This is a genomic window from Enterobacter sp. FW301-JW81 (assembly GCF_058788735.1).
The window spans coordinates 353,570-374,639 of record NZ_JBYTBA010000005.1; the positions used below are offsets into that span (position 1 = coordinate 353,570).

General features: G+C 55.5%; 22 protein-coding genes. 10 read left to right on the forward strand and 12 right to left on the reverse strand.

Features of this window, described 5'->3' with window-relative positions; translation table 11 throughout:
- Window positions 1-9 precede the first annotated feature (9 nt).
- Window positions 10-1,074 carry a sugar ABC transporter substrate-binding protein gene (locus AC3WOK_RS17365; RefSeq protein ID WP_063955494.1) on the forward strand — a complete coding sequence of 355 codons (1,065 nt, stop codon included), beginning with the start codon at window positions 10-12 and terminating at the stop codon, window positions 1,072-1,074.
- Window positions 1,075-1,157: 83 nt separating this feature from the next.
- A complete protein-coding gene (locus AC3WOK_RS17370; RefSeq protein WP_074164653.1) occupies window positions 1,158-2,399 on the forward strand; it encodes an LVIVD repeat-containing protein in 1,242 nt (413 codons plus the stop codon).
- A 90-nt stretch (window positions 2,400-2,489) separates the two neighbouring features.
- Here the strand turns inward: AC3WOK_RS17370 and mtnK are convergent, their stop codons facing one another.
- The gene (mtnK, locus tag AC3WOK_RS17375; RefSeq protein ID WP_492354881.1) at window positions 2,490-3,689 is read right to left on the reverse strand and encodes an S-methyl-5-thioribose kinase; all 1,200 of its coding nucleotides are present in this window, start codon (window positions 3,687-3,689) and stop codon (window positions 2,490-2,492) included.
- 104 nt (window positions 3,690-3,793) lie between these two features.
- On the opposite strand from mtnK, the gene mtnA reads away from it, so the two are divergent.
- The gene (gene mtnA / locus AC3WOK_RS17380; protein ID WP_492354882.1) at window positions 3,794-4,810 is read left to right on the forward strand and encodes an S-methyl-5-thioribose-1-phosphate isomerase; all 1,017 of its coding nucleotides are present in this window, start codon (window positions 3,794-3,796) and stop codon (window positions 4,808-4,810) included.
- A gap of 42 nt (window positions 4,811-4,852) precedes the next feature.
- Window positions 4,853-5,323: an SRPBCC family protein gene (locus tag AC3WOK_RS17385; protein WP_063429918.1), complete on the forward strand. Its 471-nt coding sequence runs from the start codon at window positions 4,853-4,855 to the stop codon at window positions 5,321-5,323.
- A 59-nt stretch (window positions 5,324-5,382) separates the two neighbouring features.
- Here AC3WOK_RS17385 and AC3WOK_RS17390 read toward each other — a convergent pair whose 3' ends face one another.
- From AC3WOK_RS17390 to AC3WOK_RS17400, 3 genes are read right to left on the reverse strand one after another with little or no spacing between them, the layout of a single operon-like run.
- A complete protein-coding gene (locus tag AC3WOK_RS17390) occupies window positions 5,383-5,925 on the reverse strand; it encodes a 1,2-dihydroxy-3-keto-5-methylthiopentene dioxygenase (protein WP_059310801.1) in 543 nt (180 codons plus the stop codon).
- Window positions 5,922-6,611: an acireductone synthase gene (gene mtnC, locus AC3WOK_RS17395; RefSeq protein WP_492354883.1), complete on the reverse strand. Its 690-nt coding sequence runs from the start codon at window positions 6,609-6,611 to the stop codon at window positions 5,922-5,924. Before mtnC ends, AC3WOK_RS17390 begins: the two co-directional genes overlap by 4 nt.
- Complete coding sequence (locus AC3WOK_RS17400) at window positions 6,608-7,222, reverse strand: methylthioribulose 1-phosphate dehydratase (protein WP_059310803.1); 615 nt, start codon at window positions 7,220-7,222, stop codon at window positions 6,608-6,610. The genes mtnC and AC3WOK_RS17400 overlap by 4 nt, the downstream gene beginning before the upstream one ends.
- A 123-nt stretch (window positions 7,223-7,345) precedes the next feature.
- Between AC3WOK_RS17400 and AC3WOK_RS17405 the strand changes: the two genes are divergently transcribed.
- Window positions 7,346-8,506 carry a pyridoxal phosphate-dependent aminotransferase gene (locus AC3WOK_RS17405; protein ID WP_059310804.1) on the forward strand — a complete coding sequence of 387 codons (1,161 nt, stop codon included), beginning with the start codon at window positions 7,346-7,348 and terminating at the stop codon, window positions 8,504-8,506.
- Here the strand turns inward: AC3WOK_RS17405 and AC3WOK_RS17410 are convergent, their stop codons facing one another.
- From AC3WOK_RS17410 to citR, 3 genes are all read right to left on the reverse strand, one after another.
- Complete coding sequence (locus AC3WOK_RS17410) at window positions 8,507-9,145, reverse strand: IbrB-like domain-containing protein (protein ID WP_059310805.1); 639 nt, start codon at window positions 9,143-9,145, stop codon at window positions 8,507-8,509.
- Window positions 9,118-10,341 (reverse strand): phosphoadenosine phosphosulfate reductase, encoded by a 1,224-nt coding sequence (locus tag AC3WOK_RS17415; protein WP_059310806.1) that lies wholly within the window; start codon window positions 10,339-10,341, stop codon window positions 9,118-9,120. Before AC3WOK_RS17415 ends, AC3WOK_RS17410 begins: the two co-directional genes overlap by 28 nt.
- 174 nt (window positions 10,342-10,515) lie before the next feature.
- Window positions 10,516-11,415 carry a DNA-binding transcriptional repressor CitR gene (citR, locus tag AC3WOK_RS17420; RefSeq protein WP_059310807.1) on the reverse strand — a complete coding sequence of 300 codons (900 nt, stop codon included), beginning with the start codon at window positions 11,413-11,415 and terminating at the stop codon, window positions 10,516-10,518.
- Between the two features lie 640 nt (window positions 11,416-12,055).
- Here citR and ahpC point away from each other — a divergent pair.
- Both ahpC and ahpF read left to right on the forward strand, forming a co-directional pair.
- On the forward strand, window positions 12,056-12,619 hold the full coding sequence (gene ahpC, locus AC3WOK_RS17425) for an alkyl hydroperoxide reductase subunit C (protein ID WP_008501015.1): 564 nt from the start codon (window positions 12,056-12,058) through the stop codon (window positions 12,617-12,619).
- A gap of 188 nt (window positions 12,620-12,807) precedes the next feature.
- Window positions 12,808-14,373 carry an alkyl hydroperoxide reductase subunit F gene (gene ahpF, locus AC3WOK_RS17430; protein ID WP_492354884.1) on the forward strand — a complete coding sequence of 522 codons (1,566 nt, stop codon included), beginning with the start codon at window positions 12,808-12,810 and terminating at the stop codon, window positions 14,371-14,373.
- A gap of 60 nt (window positions 14,374-14,433) precedes the next feature.
- On the opposite strand, the gene uspG is transcribed toward ahpF, so the two are convergent.
- Window positions 14,434-14,862 carry a universal stress protein UspG gene (gene uspG / locus AC3WOK_RS17435; RefSeq protein WP_023310731.1) on the reverse strand — a complete coding sequence of 143 codons (429 nt, stop codon included), beginning with the start codon at window positions 14,860-14,862 and terminating at the stop codon, window positions 14,434-14,436.
- Between the two features lie 180 nt (window positions 14,863-15,042).
- Here uspG and AC3WOK_RS17440 point away from each other — a divergent pair, with 180 nt between their 5' ends.
- Complete coding sequence (locus tag AC3WOK_RS17440) at window positions 15,043-16,281, forward strand: zinc-dependent alcohol dehydrogenase (RefSeq protein WP_492354885.1); 1,239 nt, start codon at window positions 15,043-15,045, stop codon at window positions 16,279-16,281.
- 10 nt (window positions 16,282-16,291) lie between these two features.
- On the opposite strand, the gene yldA is transcribed toward AC3WOK_RS17440, so the two are convergent.
- Both yldA and rnk read right to left on the reverse strand, forming a co-directional pair.
- Window positions 16,292-16,381, reverse strand: a complete 90-nt coding sequence (yldA, locus tag AC3WOK_RS17445) for a small membrane protein YldA (protein ID WP_278184542.1) — start codon at window positions 16,379-16,381, stop codon at window positions 16,292-16,294.
- A gap of 137 nt (window positions 16,382-16,518) precedes the next feature.
- Window positions 16,519-16,929, reverse strand: a complete 411-nt coding sequence (rnk, locus tag AC3WOK_RS17450; protein WP_059310810.1) for a nucleoside diphosphate kinase regulator — start codon at window positions 16,927-16,929, stop codon at window positions 16,519-16,521.
- Between the two features lie 245 nt (window positions 16,930-17,174).
- Between rnk and AC3WOK_RS17455 the strand changes: the two genes are divergently transcribed.
- On the forward strand, window positions 17,175-17,792 hold the full coding sequence (locus AC3WOK_RS17455; RefSeq protein ID WP_492354886.1) for a flavin reductase family protein: 618 nt from the start codon (window positions 17,175-17,177) through the stop codon (window positions 17,790-17,792).
- Here AC3WOK_RS17455 and rna read toward each other — a convergent pair.
- A complete protein-coding gene (gene rna / locus AC3WOK_RS17460; protein WP_492354901.1) occupies window positions 17,786-18,559 on the reverse strand; it encodes a ribonuclease I in 774 nt (257 codons plus the stop codon). The two genes, AC3WOK_RS17455 and rna, sit on opposite strands and share 7 nt — an antisense overlap.
- Before the next feature lie 130 nt (window positions 18,560-18,689).
- A complete protein-coding gene (gene dcuC / locus AC3WOK_RS17465; RefSeq protein ID WP_492354887.1) occupies window positions 18,690-20,057 on the reverse strand; it encodes an anaerobic C4-dicarboxylate transporter DcuC in 1,368 nt (455 codons plus the stop codon).
- Between the two features lie 393 nt (window positions 20,058-20,450).
- On the opposite strand from dcuC, the gene pagP reads away from it, so the two are divergent.
- On the forward strand, window positions 20,451-21,068 hold the full coding sequence (pagP, locus tag AC3WOK_RS17470; RefSeq protein ID WP_165587281.1) for a lipid IV(A) palmitoyltransferase PagP: 618 nt from the start codon (window positions 20,451-20,453) through the stop codon (window positions 21,066-21,068).
- The last annotated feature ends 2 nt before the right edge of the window (window positions 21,069-21,070 follow it).

Genomic DNA, 21,070 nt, shown 5'->3' on the forward strand with positions numbered 1-21,070 from the left:
GGATAAAAAATGAAAAAGATTGCACTCTCTTTGGTGGCACTTGGGTTGCTCACGGCTCTGCCAGGCTTCGCGGCTACGCCCGCGCCGCTTCCGGCTGCCATTGCGAACCATGACGGCCCGATCCGCATTGCGGTGATCCGCAACCTTGGCTCAGACGACAACACCACGCAGTTTATTGCCGGGGCAATTCAGGAAGGGAAGAAGCTCGGCTTTAAGGTCAGCACCTTTTTAAGCAACGGGGACGATGCCAAATTCCAGGACTTCGTGAACCAGGCGATCAGCCAGAAATATGACGGGATTATTCTCTCCCAGGGGCGCGATCCGTACTCCACCGCGCTGGTGAAGAAAGCGGTGGATGCCGGGATCAAAGTCTCGGTATTTGATACCGCCGTTAACGGTGAGATCCCGGGCGTGACCGTGACCCAGCAGGACGATGCCTCCCTGACCAACCTCTCTTTCGGCCAGCTGGCGAAAGACTTCAACGGCAAAGCCAATATCGTCAAGCTGTGGGTGGCCGGCTTCCCGCCGATGGAACGTCGTCAGACCGCGTATAAAGAGCTGCAAAAGCAGTATCCGGACATCAAAGAGCTGGAGTCTATCGGCGCGGTATCGTCTGACGTGCAGGGCGATACCGCCAACAAGGTGGGCGCGATCCTGGCGAAATACCCGAAAGGCAAAATTGACGCCATCTGGGGCACCTGGGATGCCTTCAGCCAGGGGGCCTATAAGGCGCTGAAAGAGAACGGCCGCACCGAGATCAAACTCTACAGCATTGACATCTCCAACCAGGATCTGCAGCTGATGCGCGAGCCGGGCAGCCCGTGGAAGGTGAGCGTGGCGGTGGATCCGAAGCTGATTGGTGCGACCAACGTGCGTCTGGTGGCGAACAAGATTGCCGGGGAAGCGACGCCGGCAACCTATGACTTCAAAGCGGCCGCGATCCCGCAGGCGCTGCTGACCGCCCAGCCGGGCGCGGTGAACGTAGCGTCGCTGGGGAAAATCATTCCGGGCTGGGGCCAGACGGAAGATTTTATCGCCCCGTGGTTTGCGACGCTGGAAGCCAGGTCAAAATAATGCCCGGTGGCGCTGCGCTTACCGGGCCTACGGTTTGGTAGGCCCGGTAAGGCGCAGCCGCCACCCGGCGAAAGGAGTATAAGGTGTCTCAGTTACCCACCCCTGAATACAGCCGCAATATGCGGCTGATTGGCCATAGCGACCAGGGCGGTCGTCCGGACGGCGTGCAGCTGATGGTGCATCGCGGTTTTGCCTATATCGGCCATATGGTGTCGCAGGGCTTTTCGATTGTCGACGTGCGAGACCCGAAGAATCCGAAAGCGGCGGGCTACGTGCCCGCGCCGCCCGGCACCTGGAACGTGCACCTGCAGGCGCATGACGACCTGCTACTGGTAATCAACGCCCGGGATCTTTTTGCCGATGCCCGCTTTGCCGACGAGAAGGTCTACTACACCCGCCAGGTAGGGGAGACCGTCAGCGACGTGCAGGGCAAAGGCTGGAGCGCGGGCTTGCGGGTGTTTGATATCTCCACGCCGGATAAGCCGCGCGAAATCGGCTTTCTGTCGCTGAGCGGCATTGGTATTCACCGCATATGGTACGTCGGCGGGCGCTGGGCGTACGTCTCGGCGCTGATCGACGGTTTTACCGACTACATCTTTCTGACCATCGACCTGGCCGATCCGCGCAGGCCCGAAGTGGCGGGGCGCTGGTGGTTGCCGGGCATGAACCAGGCCGAAGGCGAGCAGCCAGACTGGCCGGAAGGGAAACGCTACGCGCTGCACCATGCGATTATCGCCGGCGATACGGCGTACGGCAGCTGGCGCGACGGCGGGCTGACGCTGCTGGACGTGAAAGACCGCGCGCAGCCGAAGCTGATTAGCCATCGCAACTGGAGCCCGCCGTTTGGCGGCGGGACGCACACCGCGCTGCCGCTGCCGGACCGCTCCCTGCTGGTGGTGCTGGACGAAGCGGTGCTGGATAACCAGGAAGACGGCGAAAAGCTGATCTGGCTGTTTGATATCCGCGAGCCGGCGAACCCGGTGAGTATTTCTACCTTCCCGCAGCCGGATGAAATCGACTACGTGGCGAAAGGGGCGCATTTCGGGCCGCATAACCTGCATGAGAACCGGCCGGGGAGCTTTGTCAGCTCAACGCTGATTTTTGCCACGTACCAGAATGCAGGCGTGCGCGCGTACGACATTTCCAATCCGTATCGTCCTGTGGAAACCGGCGCGCTGGTGCCGGCCGCGCCTGAGAGAATGATGGACACGCGGCCCAATCGCCCGCAGGTGATTCAGTCGTGCGACGTGTTTGTGGATGCGCAGGGAATTATTTACAGCACGGATTATAACGGCGGGTTGTCGGTCATTGAGTATCTGGGGTGAGTTTTTGCCGGGTGGCGGCTACGCCTTACCTGGCCTACATTCGAATCGTAGGCCCGGTAAGCGCAGCGCCACCGGGCACAAAGCCGGCACTCAACTGTACTGACGCACCCTTGCCACCAGCTCTTCCGCGCTGTCGATTCGGTCGGCAATGACAATCAGCGCCTTGCCGAGCGTAATAGCGTGGCGCAGGCATTCGTGGCGCATGGCGTCGTCCGCAATGGTGTCGATATCCGCCACGTGAGAAAGCCCCACGCTGCGGCGAATCAGCTCGGTGCCGCAGAAGCCGATGGCATCATGCCAGACTTTTTTCAGAAACGCGGAGGCATAGCCCGGAGCGCCCAGCGCCGCATCGCGCGTTTTCTCGTGTGCCAGCGCCTGGAAGCGTTCCGCGAAGGTATTCCACAGTTCCTGAATATCGCTCAGGCGCTGCTCGCGTGCGGCGGCGGCATCGCGAATGCCCAGATGCCCCGGCAGGCCGCAGAAATTGAGCAGCAGGTTGCCGATGGCGGTGCCCACGTCAAAGCCAATCGGGCCGAAGTAGCCAAATTCGGCGTCGATGGCCTTCAGGCTGCCTTCCGCCACGAAAATCGATCCGCTGTGGATGTCCCCGTGCAGGAGCGCTTCGGCGTGCGAGAAGAAGCGATGCTTCAGGGAGGCCACGGCAATCTTCAGCTGGGCGTCGTCGCGCAGGGCGGCAACATCGTTTTCGAGCTCGGCCGGGTAGCTGTTGCGCTCGTGGATCTGGTAAGGATCGTTAAAGAACAGATCTTCGGTGATCTCGCACATCTCCGGGTTAATGAATTTCGCCACCTGCGCTTTTTTCTCGTGCGGGTGCAGGTAGAAATCGCTGGTGTGGAACAGCGCGTGCGCGAGGTATTCCCCCAGCTGGCGCGCGGCCAGCGGGTAGTGATTATTTTTAATCAGCTCCCCGCGCCAGATCAGGTGGCTGGAGAGATCTTCCATCACCATTACCGCCAGTTCCGGGTCAAAGTGGTGAATTTTCACGGTGTGCTGCGGGCTGTGCCGGTAATGCTCGACCAGGGTTTGTGCCTCCAGGCGGGCGCGATCCAGCGTCAGCGGCCAGGACTCCCCGACGCAGCGCACGTAGGGCAGCGCCTGCTTGACGATAATGCGGCTCACGCCCGTGCTGTCGAATATTTTAAACACCAGATTGAGGTTACCGTCGCCCACCTCCTGCGCCTCTACCAGCGATGAAGGATCGTCAAGGCCGCCGAACTGCTTTGCATACTCCACGGCGTCCTGGGCGGTAAAGGTACGGTATTGCGACATGGCCTGTTCCTCACGGGTTTGCTAATAAAGACATGTAGACGTCTATACATCTGGATTTCATCCTGACACAATGTGCTACAACAACGCAACAGGGAATTAACGACATGCAGACATTACAGACGACCAGCCTGCGGGTGACGGATAATCAGCTCTTTATTCTCGACCAGCAGGCCCTTCCGCAGGATAAACGCTGGCTGGACGCCTCTACGGTAGAGGCGCTGGTGGGGCATATTCACGCCCTGCGGGTGCGCGGCGCGCCGCTGATTGGTCTCTCTGCAAGCCTGCTGCTGGCGCTGCTGGCGGAAAGCGGCATAAGCCGCGACGAGCTGACCGTGGCGCTGAATACCCTCCGCGCGTCGCGCCCCACGGCCGTGAATCTGATGAACAACCTTGACCGAATGAAGCAGGCGCTGTGGCAGGAAGACTTTGTGCCGGCGCTGGTGGCTGAGGCGCTGCGCCTGGTTGACGAAGATAAACAGCTCTGCGACGCGATTGCGAAAGCCGGTAGCGCGCTGGTCAAACCCGGCAGCCGTCTGCTGACCCACTGCAATACCGGCGGGTTGGCAACCGCGGGCGTCGGCACCGCGCTCGGCGTCATTGCCCGTGCGCATCAGGAAGGTAATGTTAGCAGCGTCTGGGTCGATGAAACCCGTCCGCTGCTGCAGGGAGGCAGGCTGACCGCATGGGAACTCGGCGAGCTGGGCGTGCCGTATCAGCTCATCACCGATTCCATGGCCGCCAGCCTGATGGCGAAAGGGCAGGTCGACGCCGTGTGGGTCGGGGCAGACCGTATCGCCGCCAACGGCGATGTGGCAAATAAAATTGGTACCTACTCGCTGGCGGTGCTGGCGAAATTCCACGGTATTCCGTTCTACGTCGCCGCGCCGCATACCACGCTCGACCCGGCCTGCCCGAACGGGGATGCGATCCCCATCGAGCAGCGTGCCGCCAGCGAAGTCACGGGCGTGGCGGGGAGCTTTGGCGCGGTGCAGTGGGCGCCGGAAAACGCCCAGGTCTATAACCCGGCCTTTGACGTTACGCCTGCCTCGCTGATTAGTGGCTGGGTGCTGGATACGGGTGTGGTCACGCCGGAAGCGGTGGCAAACGGGAAATTCGCCTGAGTCCGGCTATCCTTTAAGGGGTTCCCTTAAGAGGACAATATCGTGACGCTCGATCCTGAAACTGACTTAAAACTGGAGCGCGTGGTGGATGCCCCGCGCGACCTGCTGTGGCTGTGCTGGACTACGCCGGAACATATCAAAAATTTCTTCATTCCTGCACCCCATAAGGTGACCGAGTGCGATCTCGATCTCCGCGTGGGCGGGCGGTTCAACACCGTGTTTGAGGTGGACGGTCAGCGGATGGATAACCGCGGTGTCTTCCTGGAAATCGATCCCGGTAAAAAGCTGGTCTTTACCGATGGTTATACCGAAGGCTGGAAACCGGCCGAGAAGCCGTTTATGACGGCGATTTTATTGCTGGAAGACGTCGGGGAGGGGAAAACCCGCTATACGGCGATAGCGCGCCATCCGACCAGGGACATCCGCGAGCAGCATGAACAGATGGGCTTCCACGAAGGTTGGGGCATTGTACTGGATCAGCTGGTGGGGTATGTGAAGGGATTGAAGCGTTGAAGATCGAGCGGCCTGATGCCCTCACCCCAGCCCTCTCCCATAGGGAGAGGGAGAAAAGATTATGCCAATCGCGGATACGCATCCGCGATCGCATCGCCGGTAAACTGCGCCACCCAGCCTTCCGGGTTGTCGAAAATACGAATCGCCGTAAAGTTCGGCTCTGAACCCATATCAAACCAGTGCGGCGTGCCCGCGGGCACGGAAATCAGGTCGTTTTTCTCGCACAGAACCTGATACACCTCATCGCCAATGTGCAGGCAGAACAGCCCGGCGCCTTCAACGAAGAAGCGCACTTCATCTTCGCCGTGGGTGTGCTCGTTCAGGAACTTCGCGCGCAGCGCGTCTTTCTGCGGGTTGTCGGCGCGAAGGCTAATCACGTCCCAGCTCTGGTACCCTTTTTCCGCCACCAGCTTATCGATCGCATGCTGATAGGCTTCGATCACCACCTCAGGCGCAGGATCCTGGCCTAAATCCCGATCGGCCGCCCAGCGTTCAAAACGCACGCCCCTGGCGTTGAGCTGTTGGGCAATTTCGTCCGCGTCGGTGCTGTGCCACTGATGCTTGCTGGCGTCTTTATCAGAGTAAATCGTTAGTGCGCTCATGAAGGGATCTGCTCCGGATTAATCTCGTCAAACTGGTGGATCTGATGGTGGTGGCTTGCACCGTCATCATCACCGCGAATCAGCTGCAGGGTGCGAAAACCTGCCTGTTCAGCGGCGTCCAGTTCCTGATGAATATCCGACAGGAACAGGATCTGCGACGGGGCAATGCCCGTTTGCGCCGCAATGTTCTGATAAGACTGCACTTCGCGCTTGGCGCCGATGTGGGTATCAAAATAGCCGCTGAACAGATGAGTAATATCACCTTCGTCGCTGTAGCCAAATAACAGTTTCTGCGCAGCAACGGAGCCAGAGGAATAAACATAGAGATCAATGCCTTGCGCTTTCCATTTTTCCAGCGCAGGCAGCACGTCCGGGTAAAGGTGGCCGGTAAAGTCGCCGTTGACGTAGCCGTCCTGCCAGATAATTCCCTGAAGGGCCTTCAGCGCCGTCGACTTACGGTCTTCATCCATAAAGGTGAACAGCGTAGTGATAAGGTCGCTTACGCTGCCGTGCGGAGCGTCAATTTCATCACGCAGGTTGTCCAGAATGGATTTGACCGGCTCGGCGTACTGCTGGGCGGTCACGAACGCCGCCAGCCGCTCACGCGCGTAGGGGAACAAAACATCGTGGACAAAACGGATATCGCTGGTGGTCCCTTCAATATCCGTCACAATGGCGCGAATCATACTCTCTCCAGTTGTCGTAAACGCATTTCGCATTCAAATAGGAATTCTAGTCCTTCCAGATGACGGCGGGCTTCGGCCACGTCGCGTCCCCAGCAGGTTAAGCCATGACCGCGCAGAAGAAAACCATAATTAAGCGGCCGTTCCTGCGCGTAATGGGCGATTCGCGAGGCGAGGGCGTCAATATCCTGGTCGTTATCAAACACAGGGATTGCCACCGTATCCTGATGCGTGGTCTGCCCGGTGAGGGATTTTTGCATCTCGAAGCCGCTGATGTTCAGTTCGGCCTCTTTCACCAGACGCGATAACACCGTCGCGTTCACCGTGTGAACGTGCAGGACGGCGTTGGCCTCCGGGAACAGACGATAGATAAGGGTGTGCAGCCCGGTCTCCGCCGAGGGCCTGCGGCCAGACGGCGCCCGGTTGGTGGCGATCTCGACCTGCAGAAAATCGTCCGTTGTCAGGCTGCCTTTGTCTTTGCCGGATTCGCTGAGCCAGCATAGGCGTTCGTCCTGACGCACCGACATGTTGCCGCCGGTGGCGGGAGCCCAGCCTTTGGCGCCAATCCAGCGGCAGGCGTCGACCAGATGCGTGAGTTGCAGGTTGTCTGTCATTTTCCTTTTACCCTCTCGGCCAGGAATATTCATATTGTTTAGACGTCTAAGCGTCTTGATTGCCAAAGACTAACATCGTGTTATAGTGGCAGCAACATAAGTATTACAAGCAGGCACAACACAATGAGCAATAACGCATTGATTCCGCAGAGCAAACTTCCTAATCTCGGTACGACCATCTTTACGCAGATGAGCGCCCTGGCGCAGCAACACAATGCGATTAACCTCTCGCAGGGGTTCCCGGATTTTGACGGGCCGTCATATCTGCAGGAGCGCCTGGCGTACCACGTTGCCCAAGGGGCGAATCAGTATGCGCCGATGACCGGCGTGCAGGCGCTGCGGGAAGCCATTGCGGACAAAACGGCGGAGCTCTATGGCCATAAGCCTGATGCGAACACCGACATCACGGTGACGGCCGGGGCAACCGAAGCGCTGTATGCCGCCATCACCGCGCTGGTGCGTGCGGGCGATGAGGTCATTTGTTTTGATCCGAGCTACGACAGCTACGCGCCTGCCATCGAACTTTCCGGCGGCGTGGTGAAGCGCGTGGCGCTCCAGCCACCGCATTTCCGCCCTGACTGGCAGGCGTTTGCCGCGCTGCTGAGCGATAAAACCCGTCTGGTGATCCTGAACACGCCGCACAATCCGTCCGCTACGGTATGGCAGAAAGCCGATTTCGCCGCGCTGTGGCAGGCCATCGCCGAACGTGAAATCTATGTTCTGAGCGACGAAGTGTACGAGCACATCTGCTTTGCTGAGGAAGGGCACGCCAGCGTGCTGGCCCATCCGCAGCTTCGCGAGCGCGCAATTGCCGTGTCGTCATTCGGTAAGACTTACCATATGACCGGCTGGAAAGTGGGCTATAGCGTGGCGCCGGCCGCCATTAGCGCGGAGCTGCGCAAAGTGCACCAGTACCTGACCTTTGCCGTGAATACGCCGGCACAGCTGGCGCTGGCGGACATGCTGCGTGCGGAACCTGAGCACTATCGCGAGCTGCCGCGTTTCTACCGTGAAAGACGAGACCTGTTTGTGTCTGCGCTGAGTCAAAGCCGTCTGGAGATTTTGCCTTCGGAAGGGACCTACTTCCTGCTGGCAGACTACAGCGCCATTTCCGATCTGGATGACGTCAGCTTCTGCCAGTGGTTGACCAAAGAGGTGGGCGTTGCGGCGATCCCGCTATCCGTCTTTTGCGCCGATCCCTTCCCGCATAAGCTGATTCGCCTCTGCTTTGCGAAACAGGAATCGACGCTGCTGGCGGCGGCAGAGCGTCTTAACACGCTCTGATTATTTCACCGTCCAGGCTTCGGAGTAACGACGGTCTGCAAAGAGTTCCAGCAGACCGTTGATCTGCTTGAGCCGCAGAACCTCGTCCTGGTCCATGCCCAGCTCCTTGCCGATTTTCTCGTCATCCCAGCCAAGCTGAACCAGCTCGCGGACGATATCGGACATCGCGTTAATCTGGTGTCGACCTCGCGCCCGGTTATGGCGGATGGTCGCCGCCATCCGGTCGCCTTTTTTCTGCCGCGCTTTACGCAGGCAGGTGACCGGCAGGTAGCCTTTCAGCTGACGCTTTAATACCGCCCGGTTTGAACCAATTTCGTGGCGATGAAAGCCGTCGACGATTTCATAATGCCGAGCATCGCTTTCCGTGACCACGATGGGCTGCGTGAAGCCGTCCATCTCCAGCGATTTACAGAGCAACCGTTTTTCCGGCGGTGCGACGTTATTCGGGTTGTAATCGTTAGCGGTAATCTCGTCCTGTTTGATCCACAGCACGCAGTCGACGGGCTGCTCGCGAAAAGGGCTGTTTTCATGGATGGCCTGGCGAAAGGCGTTGATGGCTTCAATGCGTTTGTCTTCGGGAAGAGACTGAAGATAGCGCGCCATTTCTTTAATCAATCGTTGCTGCATAAGATCCCCCATTCCTTGCGTTTTGACTTTATCCGTTCGCTGTAGCGTTGATAGTGCTTTGGTTTGTTAGGACTGAATGAAAGGGCACGACACCAGTAGTCATTATTGAGTAATACCTTGCACACGCGTCGCCAGGACGGAATATCTTTTGCCCCAATATCGCCCTCCTGGGTGTCGGGAATATCGGCCATGCCTCTCTTCTGATACCAGTGCAAATAGATCGCGATTTTATTGCGGTAATGCTCCGCCGTGGTCTGCGGCATGCTGTCGAGCAGCAGCATGGCGTACTCGCGCCAGCTGAGCGCGTCGGGTTTAAGGATTTTACGGTGGCCATAAAAGTGATTGTCCTGGCCCGCGTAAACTCCCCCGCTGTGCACGCCACTTACCCGCTCGCACATCGCCGCCCAGCGTTCGGGCTCGACAACATGATAGAGCCATAATCCCTGACGCTGTTCCGGGCCAAAGGGCTCACAGATGCGCATATAGCGCGGTGGAACGCCTGCCTGGAACATCAGGTCGTAAAGGGGGTTGTAACATCCACCCGTTTTAGCAAACCATGTCCAGATATCGGCGGTTTTCCAGTCGTAAAGCGGATAGATGTACCAGGCGTGGCCGCCCGGGGCGACGCTGGTCCAGGGCTTGTCATCGGCAAAGCGGCGCTTACGCGCGTTAGCGATAGTCAAAAAACGATTGTAGGATTCATCGGCGCGAATGCCGACCATCACGGCCGCCGGACGGCTTTTGGCAAACCACTCTGAAAACGCGCGAACAAAGGCTTCAAACGTCATGCCAGGCTGGTAGAAATCGAAGTAATCAGGATTGGTAATGGCGCCTGCGGGCGGCTGGCGCACCCATTGCTTCCCTGGCTCCCAGCATTGCCATTCGGGGTGAAACTGCGTAAGACCATTTTGCGTGGTGAACGGTAGCGCAACCCACCAATATTGCTCGATGACATCAGCGTATTGCGCGATCATGTTATTTACGTGCTGAATGGTATAAGTGAACTGCACTTCCCAGTCGATAAAGAGCAGATGGATCTTCTTTCCCATTTTTCGGGCCTGTCGGGCCGTCAAATGCAGCATTATGGTTGAATCCTTCCCGCCTGAAAATGAAACACAAACCCTGGGTAGATTCTCAAGCGTCCATGTAATGCGGTCTTTCGCGGCCTCAAGCACATTTTGATTAAGCGGATACTTATACATTGACATAGCCAAACTCCTCCCTGGATATAAATACCGGATGGGTGTCAATAATAGAGAGAGGATAATAGTAGTGAAAAATAAGGGCAGGTAAATGAAAAAGAAAAATGTTTTTATTATCTATAAATGGGGGTTATCTTTTAACGTGGCTAACAGGGCTGAGAGAAACACAGCCCTTTATCTTTATTTTTCCGCAATTTGCTCAATAAAGGTCGAGAAAACCGAGCTGTTAAGCGCAGAGCGGTTATAGATCATAAATACATCCAAAGGCGGAAGCGTAAAAGGCGCATCTAATTTTTTTAATCTCAGCACGTCTTTGTATTTTTCATACAGGACTTCTGGCACATAGCCGATTAAATGTGAGGCGCTGATCATGGCGAGAATGGTGAATATGGAGTCACAGCGAAAACCGATGTTTTTTTCTGCGTGCACTTTTGCCGCCATAGACTGATAGTTCTTCACGCCGGGTTCATCGCTGAGGAATATCGTAAATTTCTCCTCCTGCAGCTCCTCCATTGTGGCCGTCTCCTTCATGCGCGGATGATCCTGACTGCATACCAGCAGCATGGAATAGGTCGCGTATGGGACACAAATCATAGAACGGTTGTTAACCGGCGCCATAGAGAAAATAAGATCCGCTTTACGGTACGCCAGCAGGTCTTCGGCGGAATTAGCCGTCAGCAGCATATCGTGAAGTTCTATCTGATAATTATGATTTCTCATCAATAGCTTAAGCGGTGAAAGCAAATTTTCCGTCGTCAGGATCTGCGGGCTGTAAACGACAAAATTCTTCTGTAGCGCAGACGCATTCATGATGTTAATCGTCTGCTCAAGCTGATTGAGGTTTTGCTCAAGATGATGATGAAGATTGACCCCCACCGTGGTGGGGGTAATGCCTTTTCCCGAACGGATAAAGAGGGGGTCGCTGAGCTGGTTACGCAGCCGCTGCAAAGATTGACTGACCGCCGACGGTGTAATGTAGAGCGTTTCTGCTGCCTTACTGATGCTCAGGTGCTGGTAGATACATTCGAATATGACCAGCAGGTTGAGATCGAATTTTTTGAGGTCGTAAAGATTTGCCATGTTTCATCCTGAGTGCGCTGCGGTGCGTTATCACATCACTGATAACTATAGAACTAAGTTAACTATTTACCATCCATGATAGTTAACTAACTTAATTGTTATTGAAAACCAACTTAATATATCACGAACATAGATTAATGAAATAGAACTTCAATAATCATTAAGATATTTTTATCTTTAAAAGAGAAAATAAAATTGAATAAAAGTAGTGTGAATTATATATCGACAGGAAATCATCACTCGTTTTTATTTAATCCTCGGTTGCGATGACGACTTCGCAACCTGCACCGTTTGGTAAAACCTATCACAGCCATAGATAAGATTGCCCCTTGCATCCATTGCCCTGCGCCGGCACGGGTGTTGTAATCAGGAGGCTGTTACGGCCTTGATATAAAGGTAAGTAGAGCGCAACGCAACGCCGGTAGCATTATCGGCACTGAAAGTTCCTGTGGAAAGTTCAGGTATCAGGGCCGCCCACCAGGGCGGCCTTTTTACTTTCGGGCTTTTGTTTATTCAGTTCACCACGTTGTCTTGTTCAGGTTGTAAGGTTTGGCTGATTGATTTGATAAAGCATACGCATTAGCCCCGATGAGCAAAGTTGGTTACCTTACATCTCAACGAAAACACGGAGGAAGTACAGATGTCTTTGATTAATACCAAAATTAAACCTTTCAAAAACCAGGCGTTCAAAAACGGTGAGTTCATTGAAGTCACTGAGAAAGATACCGAAGGCCGCTGGAGCGTGTTCTTCTTCTATCCTGCTGACTTCACCTTCGTTTGCCCGACTGAACTGGGTGACGTGGCAGACCACTACGACGAACTGCAGAAGCTGGGCGTAGACGTTTACTCTGTGTCTACCGATACCCACTTCACGCACAAAGCATGGCACAGCAGCTCTGAAACCATCGCCAAAATCAAATACGCGATGATCGGTGACCCGACTGGCGCCCTGACCCGTAACTTCGACAACATGCGTGAAGATGAAGGCCTGGCAGACCGCGCGACCTTCGTCGTTGACCCGCAGGGCATTATCCAGGCTATCGAAGTTACCGCTGAAGGTATCGGCCGTGATGCTTCTGACCTGCTGCGTAAGGTGAAAGCGGCTCAGTACGTAGCGTCTCACCCAGGCGAAGTGTGCCCGGCGAAATGGAAAGAAGGCGAAGCGACGCTGGCTCCATCCCTGGACCTGGTCGGTAAGATCTAAGTCTGTAAAGCCTGGCGGCGCTGCGCTTGCACAGGCCTACAGTATCGTAGGCCGGGTAAACGAAGTGCCACCCGGCAATCAATGGGCGCCCCCCGCGCCCATTTCATTCCAGCACCATGATGCAAGTTGCATTCAGGCCGCCCGTATAAGGCAGCTTGCATGATGACGTTTTAAGAGAGGGAAGAACAATGCTCGACACTACGATGAAAACCCAGCTCAAGGCATACCTTGAGAAACTGACCAAACCCGTTGAGCTGATTGCCACGCTGGACGACAGCGCGAAATCGGCAGAGATCAAGGAACTGCTGGCAGAGATCGCTGAACTGTCACCGAAGGTGACGTTTAAAGAAGATGATACGCTGGCAGTCCGCAAGCCTTCTTTCCTGATAACTAACCCAGGCTCTGACCAGGGGCCGCGCTTTGCCGGTTCGCCGCTGGGACACGAATTTACCTCGCTGGTGCTGGCGCTGCTGTGGACCGGCGGTCATCCGTCGAAAGAGGCGCAGGCGCTGCTGGAGCAGATCCGCGATATCGACGGCGATTTTGAGTTTGAAACCTATTATTCACTCTCCTGCCACAACTGCCCGGACGTGGTGCAGGCGCTGAACCTGATGTCGGTTCTGAACCCGCGCATCAAGCACACGGCGATTGACGGTGGTACCTTCCAGAATGAAATCACCGATCGCAACGTGATGGGCGTTCCGGCGGTTTACATGAACGGTAAAGAGTTTGGCCAGGGCCGTATGACCCTGACGGAAATCGTGGCCAAAGTGGACACCGGCGCTGAAAAACGTGCCGCAGAAGAGCTGAACAAGCGTGATGCGTATGATGTCCTGATTGTCGGTTCTGGCCCGGCGGGTGCGGCGGCAGCGGTTTACTCTGCGCGTAAAGGGATCCGCACCGGCCTGATGGGCGAACGTTTTGGCGGCCAGGTGCTCGATACCGTGGACATCGAAAACTATATCTCTGTACCGAAAACCGAGGGCCAGAAGCTGGCCGGCGCGCTGAAGGCGCACGTCAGCGATTACGACGTGGATGTGATCGACAGCCAGAGCGCCAGCAGGCTGGTTCCGGCAGCGGTCGAGGGTGGTTTACACCAGATTGAAACCGCCTCCGGCGCGGTGCTGAAAGCGCGCAGCATTATCATTGCCACCGGCGCGAAATGGCGCAACATGAACGTCCCGGGTGAAGATCAATATCGCACCAAAGGCGTGACCTACTGTCCGCACTGCGACGGCCCGCTGTTCAAAGGTAAACGCGTGGCGGTGATCGGCGGCGGCAACTCCGGCGTGGAAGCGGCTATCGACCTCGCGGGTATCGTTGAACACGTGACCCTGCTGGAGTTCGCACCAGAGATGAAGGCCGACCAGGTTCTGCAGGATAAAGTGCGCAGCCTGAAAAACGTCGACATCGTACTGAACGCGCAGACCACGGAAGTGAAGGGCGACGGCAGCAAAGTGACGGGTCTGGAATACCGCGACCGCGTGAGTGGCGACGTTCACAGCGTTCAGCTTTCGGGGATCTTCGTACAGATTGGCCTGCTGCCCAACACCACCTGGCTGGAAGGGGCGATTGAGCGCAACCGCATGGGCGAAATCATCATCGATGCGAAATGCGAGACCAGCGTGAAGGGCGTGTTTGCCGCCGGCGACTGTACCACCGTGCCGTACAAACAGATCATCATTGCCACTGGCGAAGGTGCGAAGGCGTCTCTGAGTTCGTTTGACTACCTGATCCGCACCAAAACCGCATAATAAAAGAAAGTAAGACTGCACCTGCAATAGCGAGAGGCCACCGAAAGGTGGCCTCTTTTTTTATCTTACGACCATCACCGGTATGTGGGTGTGGCGGATCACGCTGGAGGCGTTAGACCCAAGCAGATGGGTGGTAATGGAAGGGTTGCGCGAACCGATGACCACCACGTCTGCTTTCAGCTCGTTCGCCAGTTCATTTACCGCGTCGCGTACGCTTCCAAACCTGACGTGCGTTTTAATGCGCGAAGGGTCGATGCTGAAATGGCTGACCATGGTTTGCAGGCGCGTTTCCGCTTCGTGCTGCAAATGCTCCTCGAAGCGACGCACGTCGGCGGCAAAGCGGTGAAGGCTCAGGCTGGCGGAACCCGGCAGCACGTGCAATAGATGGATGACGCCGTCCTGTTGCGCCAGGAACTCCGCATGGCGTACGGCCTTGTCGCTCAGCTCCATCTCAAAAACATCAACCGGCATAATGATTCTCTGATACATACCCGTTTCTCCTTGTTTATAAACGCTGAACTCATTCAACCACAAAATACAAATGGTTTCTGTAAGCGCCCCGGCAGTTTTCTTATCTTGCCAGGATAAATCTCAAAAGACCCGTATTCCCGGGCAGGCCTTCAGGGGTAGCTACCCTTATACACTTACCTGGAACCTTTCGGAGGTCGCATGAAAGCACTTACGTATCACGGTCCGCACCATGTTCGCGTTGAGAATGTCCCCGACCCCATCATAGAACAGCCCGACGATATCATTCTGCGCGTCACGGCCACGGCTATCTGCGGCTCCGATTTGCATCTCTATCGCGGGAAGATCCCGAAGGTGCAGCACGGCGACATTTTTGGCCATGAGTTTATGGGAGAAATCGTTGAGTGCGGTGCCGGGGTGAAGAATTTGCAAAAAGGCGATCGCGTGGTGATCCCCTTTGTTATCGCCTGCGGGGACTGTTTTTTTTGCCGCCTGCAGCAGTACGCGGCCTGTGAAAATACCAACGCCGGGCAGGGCGCGGCGCTGAATAAAAAGCAAATCCCCGCGCCGGCCGCGCTGTTTGGCTATAGCCATCTCTACGGCGGCGTGCCGGGGGGACAGGCGGAATACGTTCGCGTGCCAAAAGGTAACGTCGGACCGTTTAAGGTCCCGCAGCTTCTTTCTGACGATAAGGCGCTGTTCCTGTCCGATATTTTGCCTACGGCCTGGCAGGCGGCAAAAAATGCGCAGATTCAAAAAGGCTCAAGCGTAGCCGTGTTCGGCGCCGGGCCGGTGGGGCTACTGACCATTGCCTGCGCGCGGCTGTTAGGGGCTGAGCAAATCTTTGTTATCGATCACCACCCGTACCGGCTGCAATTTGCCGAGGCGCGTTACGGGGCGATACCCATCAACTTTGATGACGACGACGACGCAGCGGAAAAAATCATCGGGCAGACTGCAGGCCAGCGCGGCGTTGATGCCGTGATCGATGCGGTAGGGTTCGAAGCGAAAGGCAGCACCACGGAAACGATCCTCAGCAACCTGAAAATTGAAGGCAGCAGCGGCAAAGCGTTGCGTCAGTGCATTGCTGCCGTGCGGCGCGGCGGGGTGGTCAGCGTACCCGGCGTGTACGCCGGGTTTATTCATGGCTTCCTGTTTGGCGATGCTTTTGATAAGGGGCTGACGTTTAAGATGGGCCAGACGCACGTCCACGCCTGGCTGGGTGAGCTGCTACCGCTTATCGAAAAAGGGCTGCTTACGCCAGAAGAGATCGTGACCCACTATCTCCCCCTTGCGGATGCGGAACGCGCCTATAAAATTTTCGAAAAACGGGAGGAGGAGTGCCGGAAGGTCATTCTGGTTCCTGGCGCAGAAACGCCTGAGGCCGCAGAGCAAAAAGTGAAGGGCCTGGTCAATGCTTTCCCGGGTGGCGTTGCGTGAGAAAACCCGCTTACCAGTGGCGTTCAAGGTAGAGTACGGCCGTGACGATAATCGCCACAAAAATCAGAAAAATGAGAGTGATAGCCAGTATTTCACTCATGACCGTCCCCGCGGCACCAAAACAGATTAAGCGTGGATTAAGGCCTTTTCGCGCGATATAGGAAAATGGGGTGAATTTGCGGAAAGAGGATGCGGCTGCATCCTCTGTGCAAAGCGGGGGCGCTTGTTCAGAAGAGGTTAACGCAGGTAATCGCCCGCGGCTTCTGGCTGGTACAGCAGCGCCAGCACTTCCAGATGGGTAGAGGTGCCGCCCGGCAATTCCCAGTGGATGGTATCGCCCGTGCGCAGCCCCAGCAGTGCGGCACCCACAGGAGCAAGGACAGAAAGCTGTGCGCTGCTATCCGTCATCTGCGACGGGTAAACCAGCGTGCGGGTCAGCTCTTCACCGGTGGTCAGGTTGCGGAATTTTACCTGACTGTTCATGGTGACCACGTCATGCGGCATTGACTCAGGGGTGCACATCTGCGCCCGGTCAAGCTCTTCATTCAGGGCGTCGGCCACCGGAAGTGAGGCAAACTCTGCTTTTTCTAACAGCCTGTCGATACGTTCTGCGTCGAGCTCATTGATGATAATTGTAGGTCTGGACATTTTTACTCCATGTCGTTAATGCTGCGTGTCACGCAGAAACCAATCCAAAAGAAAACCCTCGCCGTCTGGCAGCGAGGGTTTAACTCTCCCGATGATACTGGCTGAGCGCGCAAGTTTGAAGTGATGAAGGTCACATTCATGGTCCATATGAATTTTCGCTGAAATTTATTCAGTCTGCATTCCCGGCGGATTGCGTTACGCTGAACGTCCTGAACCCGGGCGTTGCCCACCAACGAGAGAGAACTATGTATTTCTACCAACCGTCTCAGGGACACGGCCTGCCGCATGACCCGCTGAACGCCATTATTGGTCCACGTCCGATCGGCTGGATCTCCTCATGCGATAGTGCCGGTCAGCTGAATCTCGCACCGTACAGCTTTTTTAACTGCTTTAACTATCGTCCGCCGATCATCGGTTTTTCCAGCAACGGCTGGAAGGACAGCGTGCGTAATATTACCGAGACAAAAGAGTTTGTCTGGAACCTGGCGACGCGCGACCTCGCCCAGGCCATGAACCAAACCTCTGCAATGCTTCCCCACGATCGGGATGAATTTAGCTTTGCCGGGTTAACGCCAGTGGCCAGCCAGCTGGTTAACGCGCCCCGCGTCGCAGAAAGCCCGGTGAACTTTGAGTGCCGCCTGTCGCAGTGCATTCAGCTGACCGGAGCCGACGGTACGCCGGTGGATACGTGGCTGGTGTTGGGGGAAGTGGTCGGTATTCATATTGCCGAAACGCTGCTGGAAGAGGGGATATACCAGACGGCGAAAGCGCAGCCCATCCTGCGTGCGGGTGGGCCGACGGCTTACTATGGCATCAGTGATGAAAACCGGTTTGATATGGTACGCCCGGGCGCGGGTCAGTAACCGGCTTTATCAATCACGAACTGTTTTCCGCAGTTACCCGGATGTGGCTGCGGTGCAAACGACGTCGCTGAAAGCGGGTTATTAATAGTGTCTGCCTTCAGCGAAATCTGCATCTCGGTCAGATACGCCGGATTGCCGTTGCAGGTAAGCTTGAACGCTTTGACATTTTCCTTGCCCCAGGTTTTGGCTACGGCACTGTCAAAGTCGCTGCGACTGACGGTTTTTCCGTAGTTATCGGCGAGGAATTTGCCCACCGCACTGGTTTTAACTTCCTGATTCATCCGCACCATCGTGCCGAAATAGGCGTCGGGATCAAAACCAAAGCAGACGCCATGTTTGGCATATTCGTAACGTTCCAGGCAGGAATTCCCCCCCGCGCCCGGCATCACGTCGTTGAGCTTTGCGGCACCGGAGAGCGAGAGCCCGGTTTCGGCGGCAGCACATTTGCGGCTGGCCTTCACTTCCGGCATGTTCGGGATGGGACGCGTGGCACAGCCAAAGCGCATCCACCGACGTTCATCCACGCCGCGCGAGGCAATAGACTTCGGCAGGCCTGGCCATAGTCCGTGCACGGTCAGAAAATCGGCTTTGTTTTCGGCCTCTTTTTGCAGGCGACACTCGTCAGGTTCATTGCGGTTGCGCTCGACCATGCTCTGACAAAAACCGGTTTGCCAGGACAGTGCCAGAACATAGCGATCGAAATCGCCATACTGCGTTGCCTTGAGCGGTTCGGCCTGGGCGGAGAAGACACAGAGTGCAAGCGCCATGGCGCCAGATGGGATAACGATATCCTTCCTGAACATATGATTTCCTGATCGAATGAGCACGATTAATTTCTGGAGGTTATTAAAGCACAAAAAGCGCCCGCAGGCGCTTTTTGGATATCAGTAATTTAGCTTAGGCTGCGCCGGGAACCAGCACTTCCGTGGCGATAATCACGATAATCAGCCCAACAAGAACCGGCACTGAGGTGCGTTTTACCACTTCGAACGGTGAGATTTTCGCCATCCCGGCAACGGCGACGACCACACCCGATACCGGCGAAATGGTACGACCCAGGTTTGAGGCCTGCAGCATGGGAATGGAGAGGTACGCCGGGTTAATACCGGAGGAGTGGGCCAGTTTTGGGATCATCTCCACGAATGCGTAGAACGGCGCATTACCGGAGCCGGTGGTCATGGCCGCCAGCATGGTGAGCACCACCAGAACCAGCATCAGGATAATACTGGCCGAGCCGAACGAGGTGGCAATGGAGATCAGACTCTGGATAAAGCCGATTGTGCTGAGACCCTGAGCAAAGACGCCTGCTGCCACCAGCAGCATCACCACGCCCGCGAAGGCATCCGCCATCCCGCGGTACGCCACTTCCAGACCCGTGAACACTTTTTGCGTGTTAAAGCCGCGCACAAATTCCAGCACGGCGGCCAGCAGCATACAGATGACCAGAATGGTGATGATGTGCAGCTGCGGGCCCCATTTGCCGTCAAAAATCAGCACCCCGATAATCGGCGTGAACGGCAGAATGGCGTAGAGCGCGGGAGCGGTTGTGGTGATTTCACTCACGTCCATCATTTCATGGCTGATGTTTTCTTTCTTATCGAGATAGCGCTGCCAGAAGAAATGCGCGATGCCCATCCCTACAATGGCAACAATCGAGATCGGCAGCGTGGTTTTAAAGGCGAAGTCGATGAGTGACATCTCCGCAGCCTTGGCTGCCAGCACAACGTCGCCAGAGGTCGGGGAGAGAATAATGGCTGCCGGAGACGCGCAAATTGCCGCTGCCGCACCACGGCTGATACCGACGTTCACCATGACCGGGAACAGCGTGGCCATGAGCAGCACGCCGAGGCCGGTTGCTGACGACACGGCCAGAGACATCAGGCAGGCGAGGAAATAGGCGGCGACCATCAGCAGATACGGCGAGTTGATGTACTGCAGGGGTTTCGAGGCAAGCTTAACTACCATGTCGTTGGCGCCGATATGGGTCATGTAGGCCGCAAAACCGCACAGCATCATGATCATCATACCCAGGTCGCCACCGCGGCTCATGAGCAATATTTTAATGTATTCAACAATATCAGTGGCGGTATAACCGGTGCTGGTAGCGCTGGCAGGTAATACCTGATGCCCCATTATTGCGCTGATAATCAGCAGTGTTAACCCGCCAACAAATAATACGCCCGTGGCCGAGTAGCCTTTAATGATGTAGCGTGCGACACCGACAATGACGACGACTCCAATAAGGAGTTCGATTAACGTAAGCATGATTTCCCCTGTATCTTTGCTGCACTGGAGCACAAAAAATCAATAAAAAAAGAAGGATGAAATGTGCCCAATAAATGGACCGTTCTTGCTGATTAAAATCAATAAACAGACGACTAGAGAACAGAACAATGGTGTTTTTGCCATGATCCAGACATTTATGTCATGCGAGCCTTGACCAGCAGAAATAGCGCAACATGTCTTTACAATGATAACAGATTGTTAATGTTTTGTGTAATTGGGCATGTTACTGATAAAGAAGGTTAAAGTGGTAAAAGGCACACCCTGTATGTGCTTATTCAGATTTGCTGCCAGGATTTATTAAGAATATTCCAGAAAAGAGAGTGAATAATTAGGAATAGCGCCGATGTCGTTAAGCTTTGATTCAACTATTTTATGGTAAACTTTGCCTCGAATACTAAGAATGGTAATTGCATTGTGATCGTACGTAATACATTTTTCTCTATTTTGTTGTTTATTTTTGGGCAGTTAACGTTTTCTTCTGTTGCACAGGCAGGAGACAACGCGACGGATAAAGGCTGGTTCTCAACCTTTACTGATAATGTTTCCCAAACCTGGACGGCTCCTGAACATTATGACCTCTATGTTCCGGCGATAACGTGGCATGCGCGTTTTGCTTATGACAAAGAGAAAACAGATAAATACAACGAGCGTCCCTGGGGGGCGGGTTTTGGCCAGTCGCGCTGGGATGAAAAGGGAAACTGGCATGGCATCTATCTGATGGCCTTTAAAGACTCGTTTAATAAATGGGAACCGATTGGGGGGTACGGCTGGGAGAAAACCTGGCGACCGCTAGCGGACGAGAACTTCCACGTCGGTTTAGGCTACACCGCCGGGGTCACTGCACGTGACAACTGGAACTACATTCCGATTCCGGTGCTGCTGCCGCTGGCCTCTATCGGCTACGGTCCTGCAACGTTCCAGATGACCTATATCCCGGGGACCTATAACAACGGTAACGTTTACTTCGCCTGGATGCGTTTTCAGTTTTAACT

What these genes read in the sequence shown, in the direction of transcription:
- AC3WOK_RS17365 (WP_063955494.1), top strand. Translation starts at nt 10, where the DNA reads ATGAAAAAGATTGCACTCTCTTTGGTGGCACTTGGGTTGCTCACGGCT.
- mtnK (WP_492354881.1), bottom strand. Translation starts at nt 3,689, where the DNA reads ATGTCGCAATACCGTACCTTTACCGCCCAGGACGCCGTGGAGTATGCA.
- mtnA (WP_492354882.1), top strand. Translation starts at nt 3,794, where the DNA reads ATGCAGACATTACAGACGACCAGCCTGCGGGTGACGGATAATCAGCTC.
- AC3WOK_RS17390 (WP_059310801.1), bottom strand. Translation starts at nt 5,925, where the DNA reads ATGAGCGCACTAACGATTTACTCTGATAAAGACGCCAGCAAGCATCAG.
- mtnC (WP_492354883.1), bottom strand. Translation starts at nt 6,611, where the DNA reads ATGATTCGCGCCATTGTGACGGATATTGAAGGGACCACCAGCGATATC.
- AC3WOK_RS17400 (WP_059310803.1), bottom strand. Translation starts at nt 7,222, where the DNA reads ATGACAGACAACCTGCAACTCACGCATCTGGTCGACGCCTGCCGCTGG.
- AC3WOK_RS17405 (WP_059310804.1), top strand. Translation starts at nt 7,346, where the DNA reads ATGAGCAATAACGCATTGATTCCGCAGAGCAAACTTCCTAATCTCGGT.
- AC3WOK_RS17410 (WP_059310805.1), bottom strand. Translation starts at nt 9,145, where the DNA reads ATGGGGGATCTTATGCAGCAACGATTGATTAAAGAAATGGCGCGCTAT.
- AC3WOK_RS17415 (WP_059310806.1), bottom strand. Translation starts at nt 10,341, where the DNA reads ATGTCAATGTATAAGTATCCGCTTAATCAAAATGTGCTTGAGGCCGCG.
- citR (WP_059310807.1), bottom strand. Translation starts at nt 11,415, where the DNA reads ATGGCAAATCTTTACGACCTCAAAAAATTCGATCTCAACCTGCTGGTC.
- ahpC (WP_008501015.1), top strand. Translation starts at nt 12,056, where the DNA reads ATGTCTTTGATTAATACCAAAATTAAACCTTTCAAAAACCAGGCGTTC.
- ahpF (WP_492354884.1), top strand. Translation starts at nt 12,808, where the DNA reads ATGCTCGACACTACGATGAAAACCCAGCTCAAGGCATACCTTGAGAAA.
- uspG (WP_023310731.1), bottom strand. Translation starts at nt 14,862, where the DNA reads ATGTATCAGAGAATCATTATGCCGGTTGATGTTTTTGAGATGGAGCTG.
- AC3WOK_RS17440 (WP_492354885.1), top strand. Translation starts at nt 15,043, where the DNA reads ATGAAAGCACTTACGTATCACGGTCCGCACCATGTTCGCGTTGAGAAT.
- yldA (WP_278184542.1), bottom strand. Translation starts at nt 16,381, where the DNA reads ATGAGTGAAATACTGGCTATCACTCTCATTTTTCTGATTTTTGTGGCG.
- rnk (WP_059310810.1), bottom strand. Translation starts at nt 16,929, where the DNA reads ATGTCCAGACCTACAATTATCATCAATGAGCTCGACGCAGAACGTATC.
- AC3WOK_RS17455 (WP_492354886.1), top strand. Translation starts at nt 17,175, where the DNA reads ATGTATTTCTACCAACCGTCTCAGGGACACGGCCTGCCGCATGACCCG.
- rna (WP_492354901.1), bottom strand. Translation starts at nt 18,559, where the DNA reads ATGGCGCTTGCACTCTGTGTCTTCTCCGCCCAGGCCGAACCGCTCAAG.
- dcuC (WP_492354887.1), bottom strand. Translation starts at nt 20,057, where the DNA reads ATGCTTACGTTAATCGAACTCCTTATTGGAGTCGTCGTCATTGTCGGT.
- pagP (WP_165587281.1), top strand. Translation starts at nt 20,451, where the DNA reads ATGGTAAACTTTGCCTCGAATACTAAGAATGGTAATTGCATTGTGATC.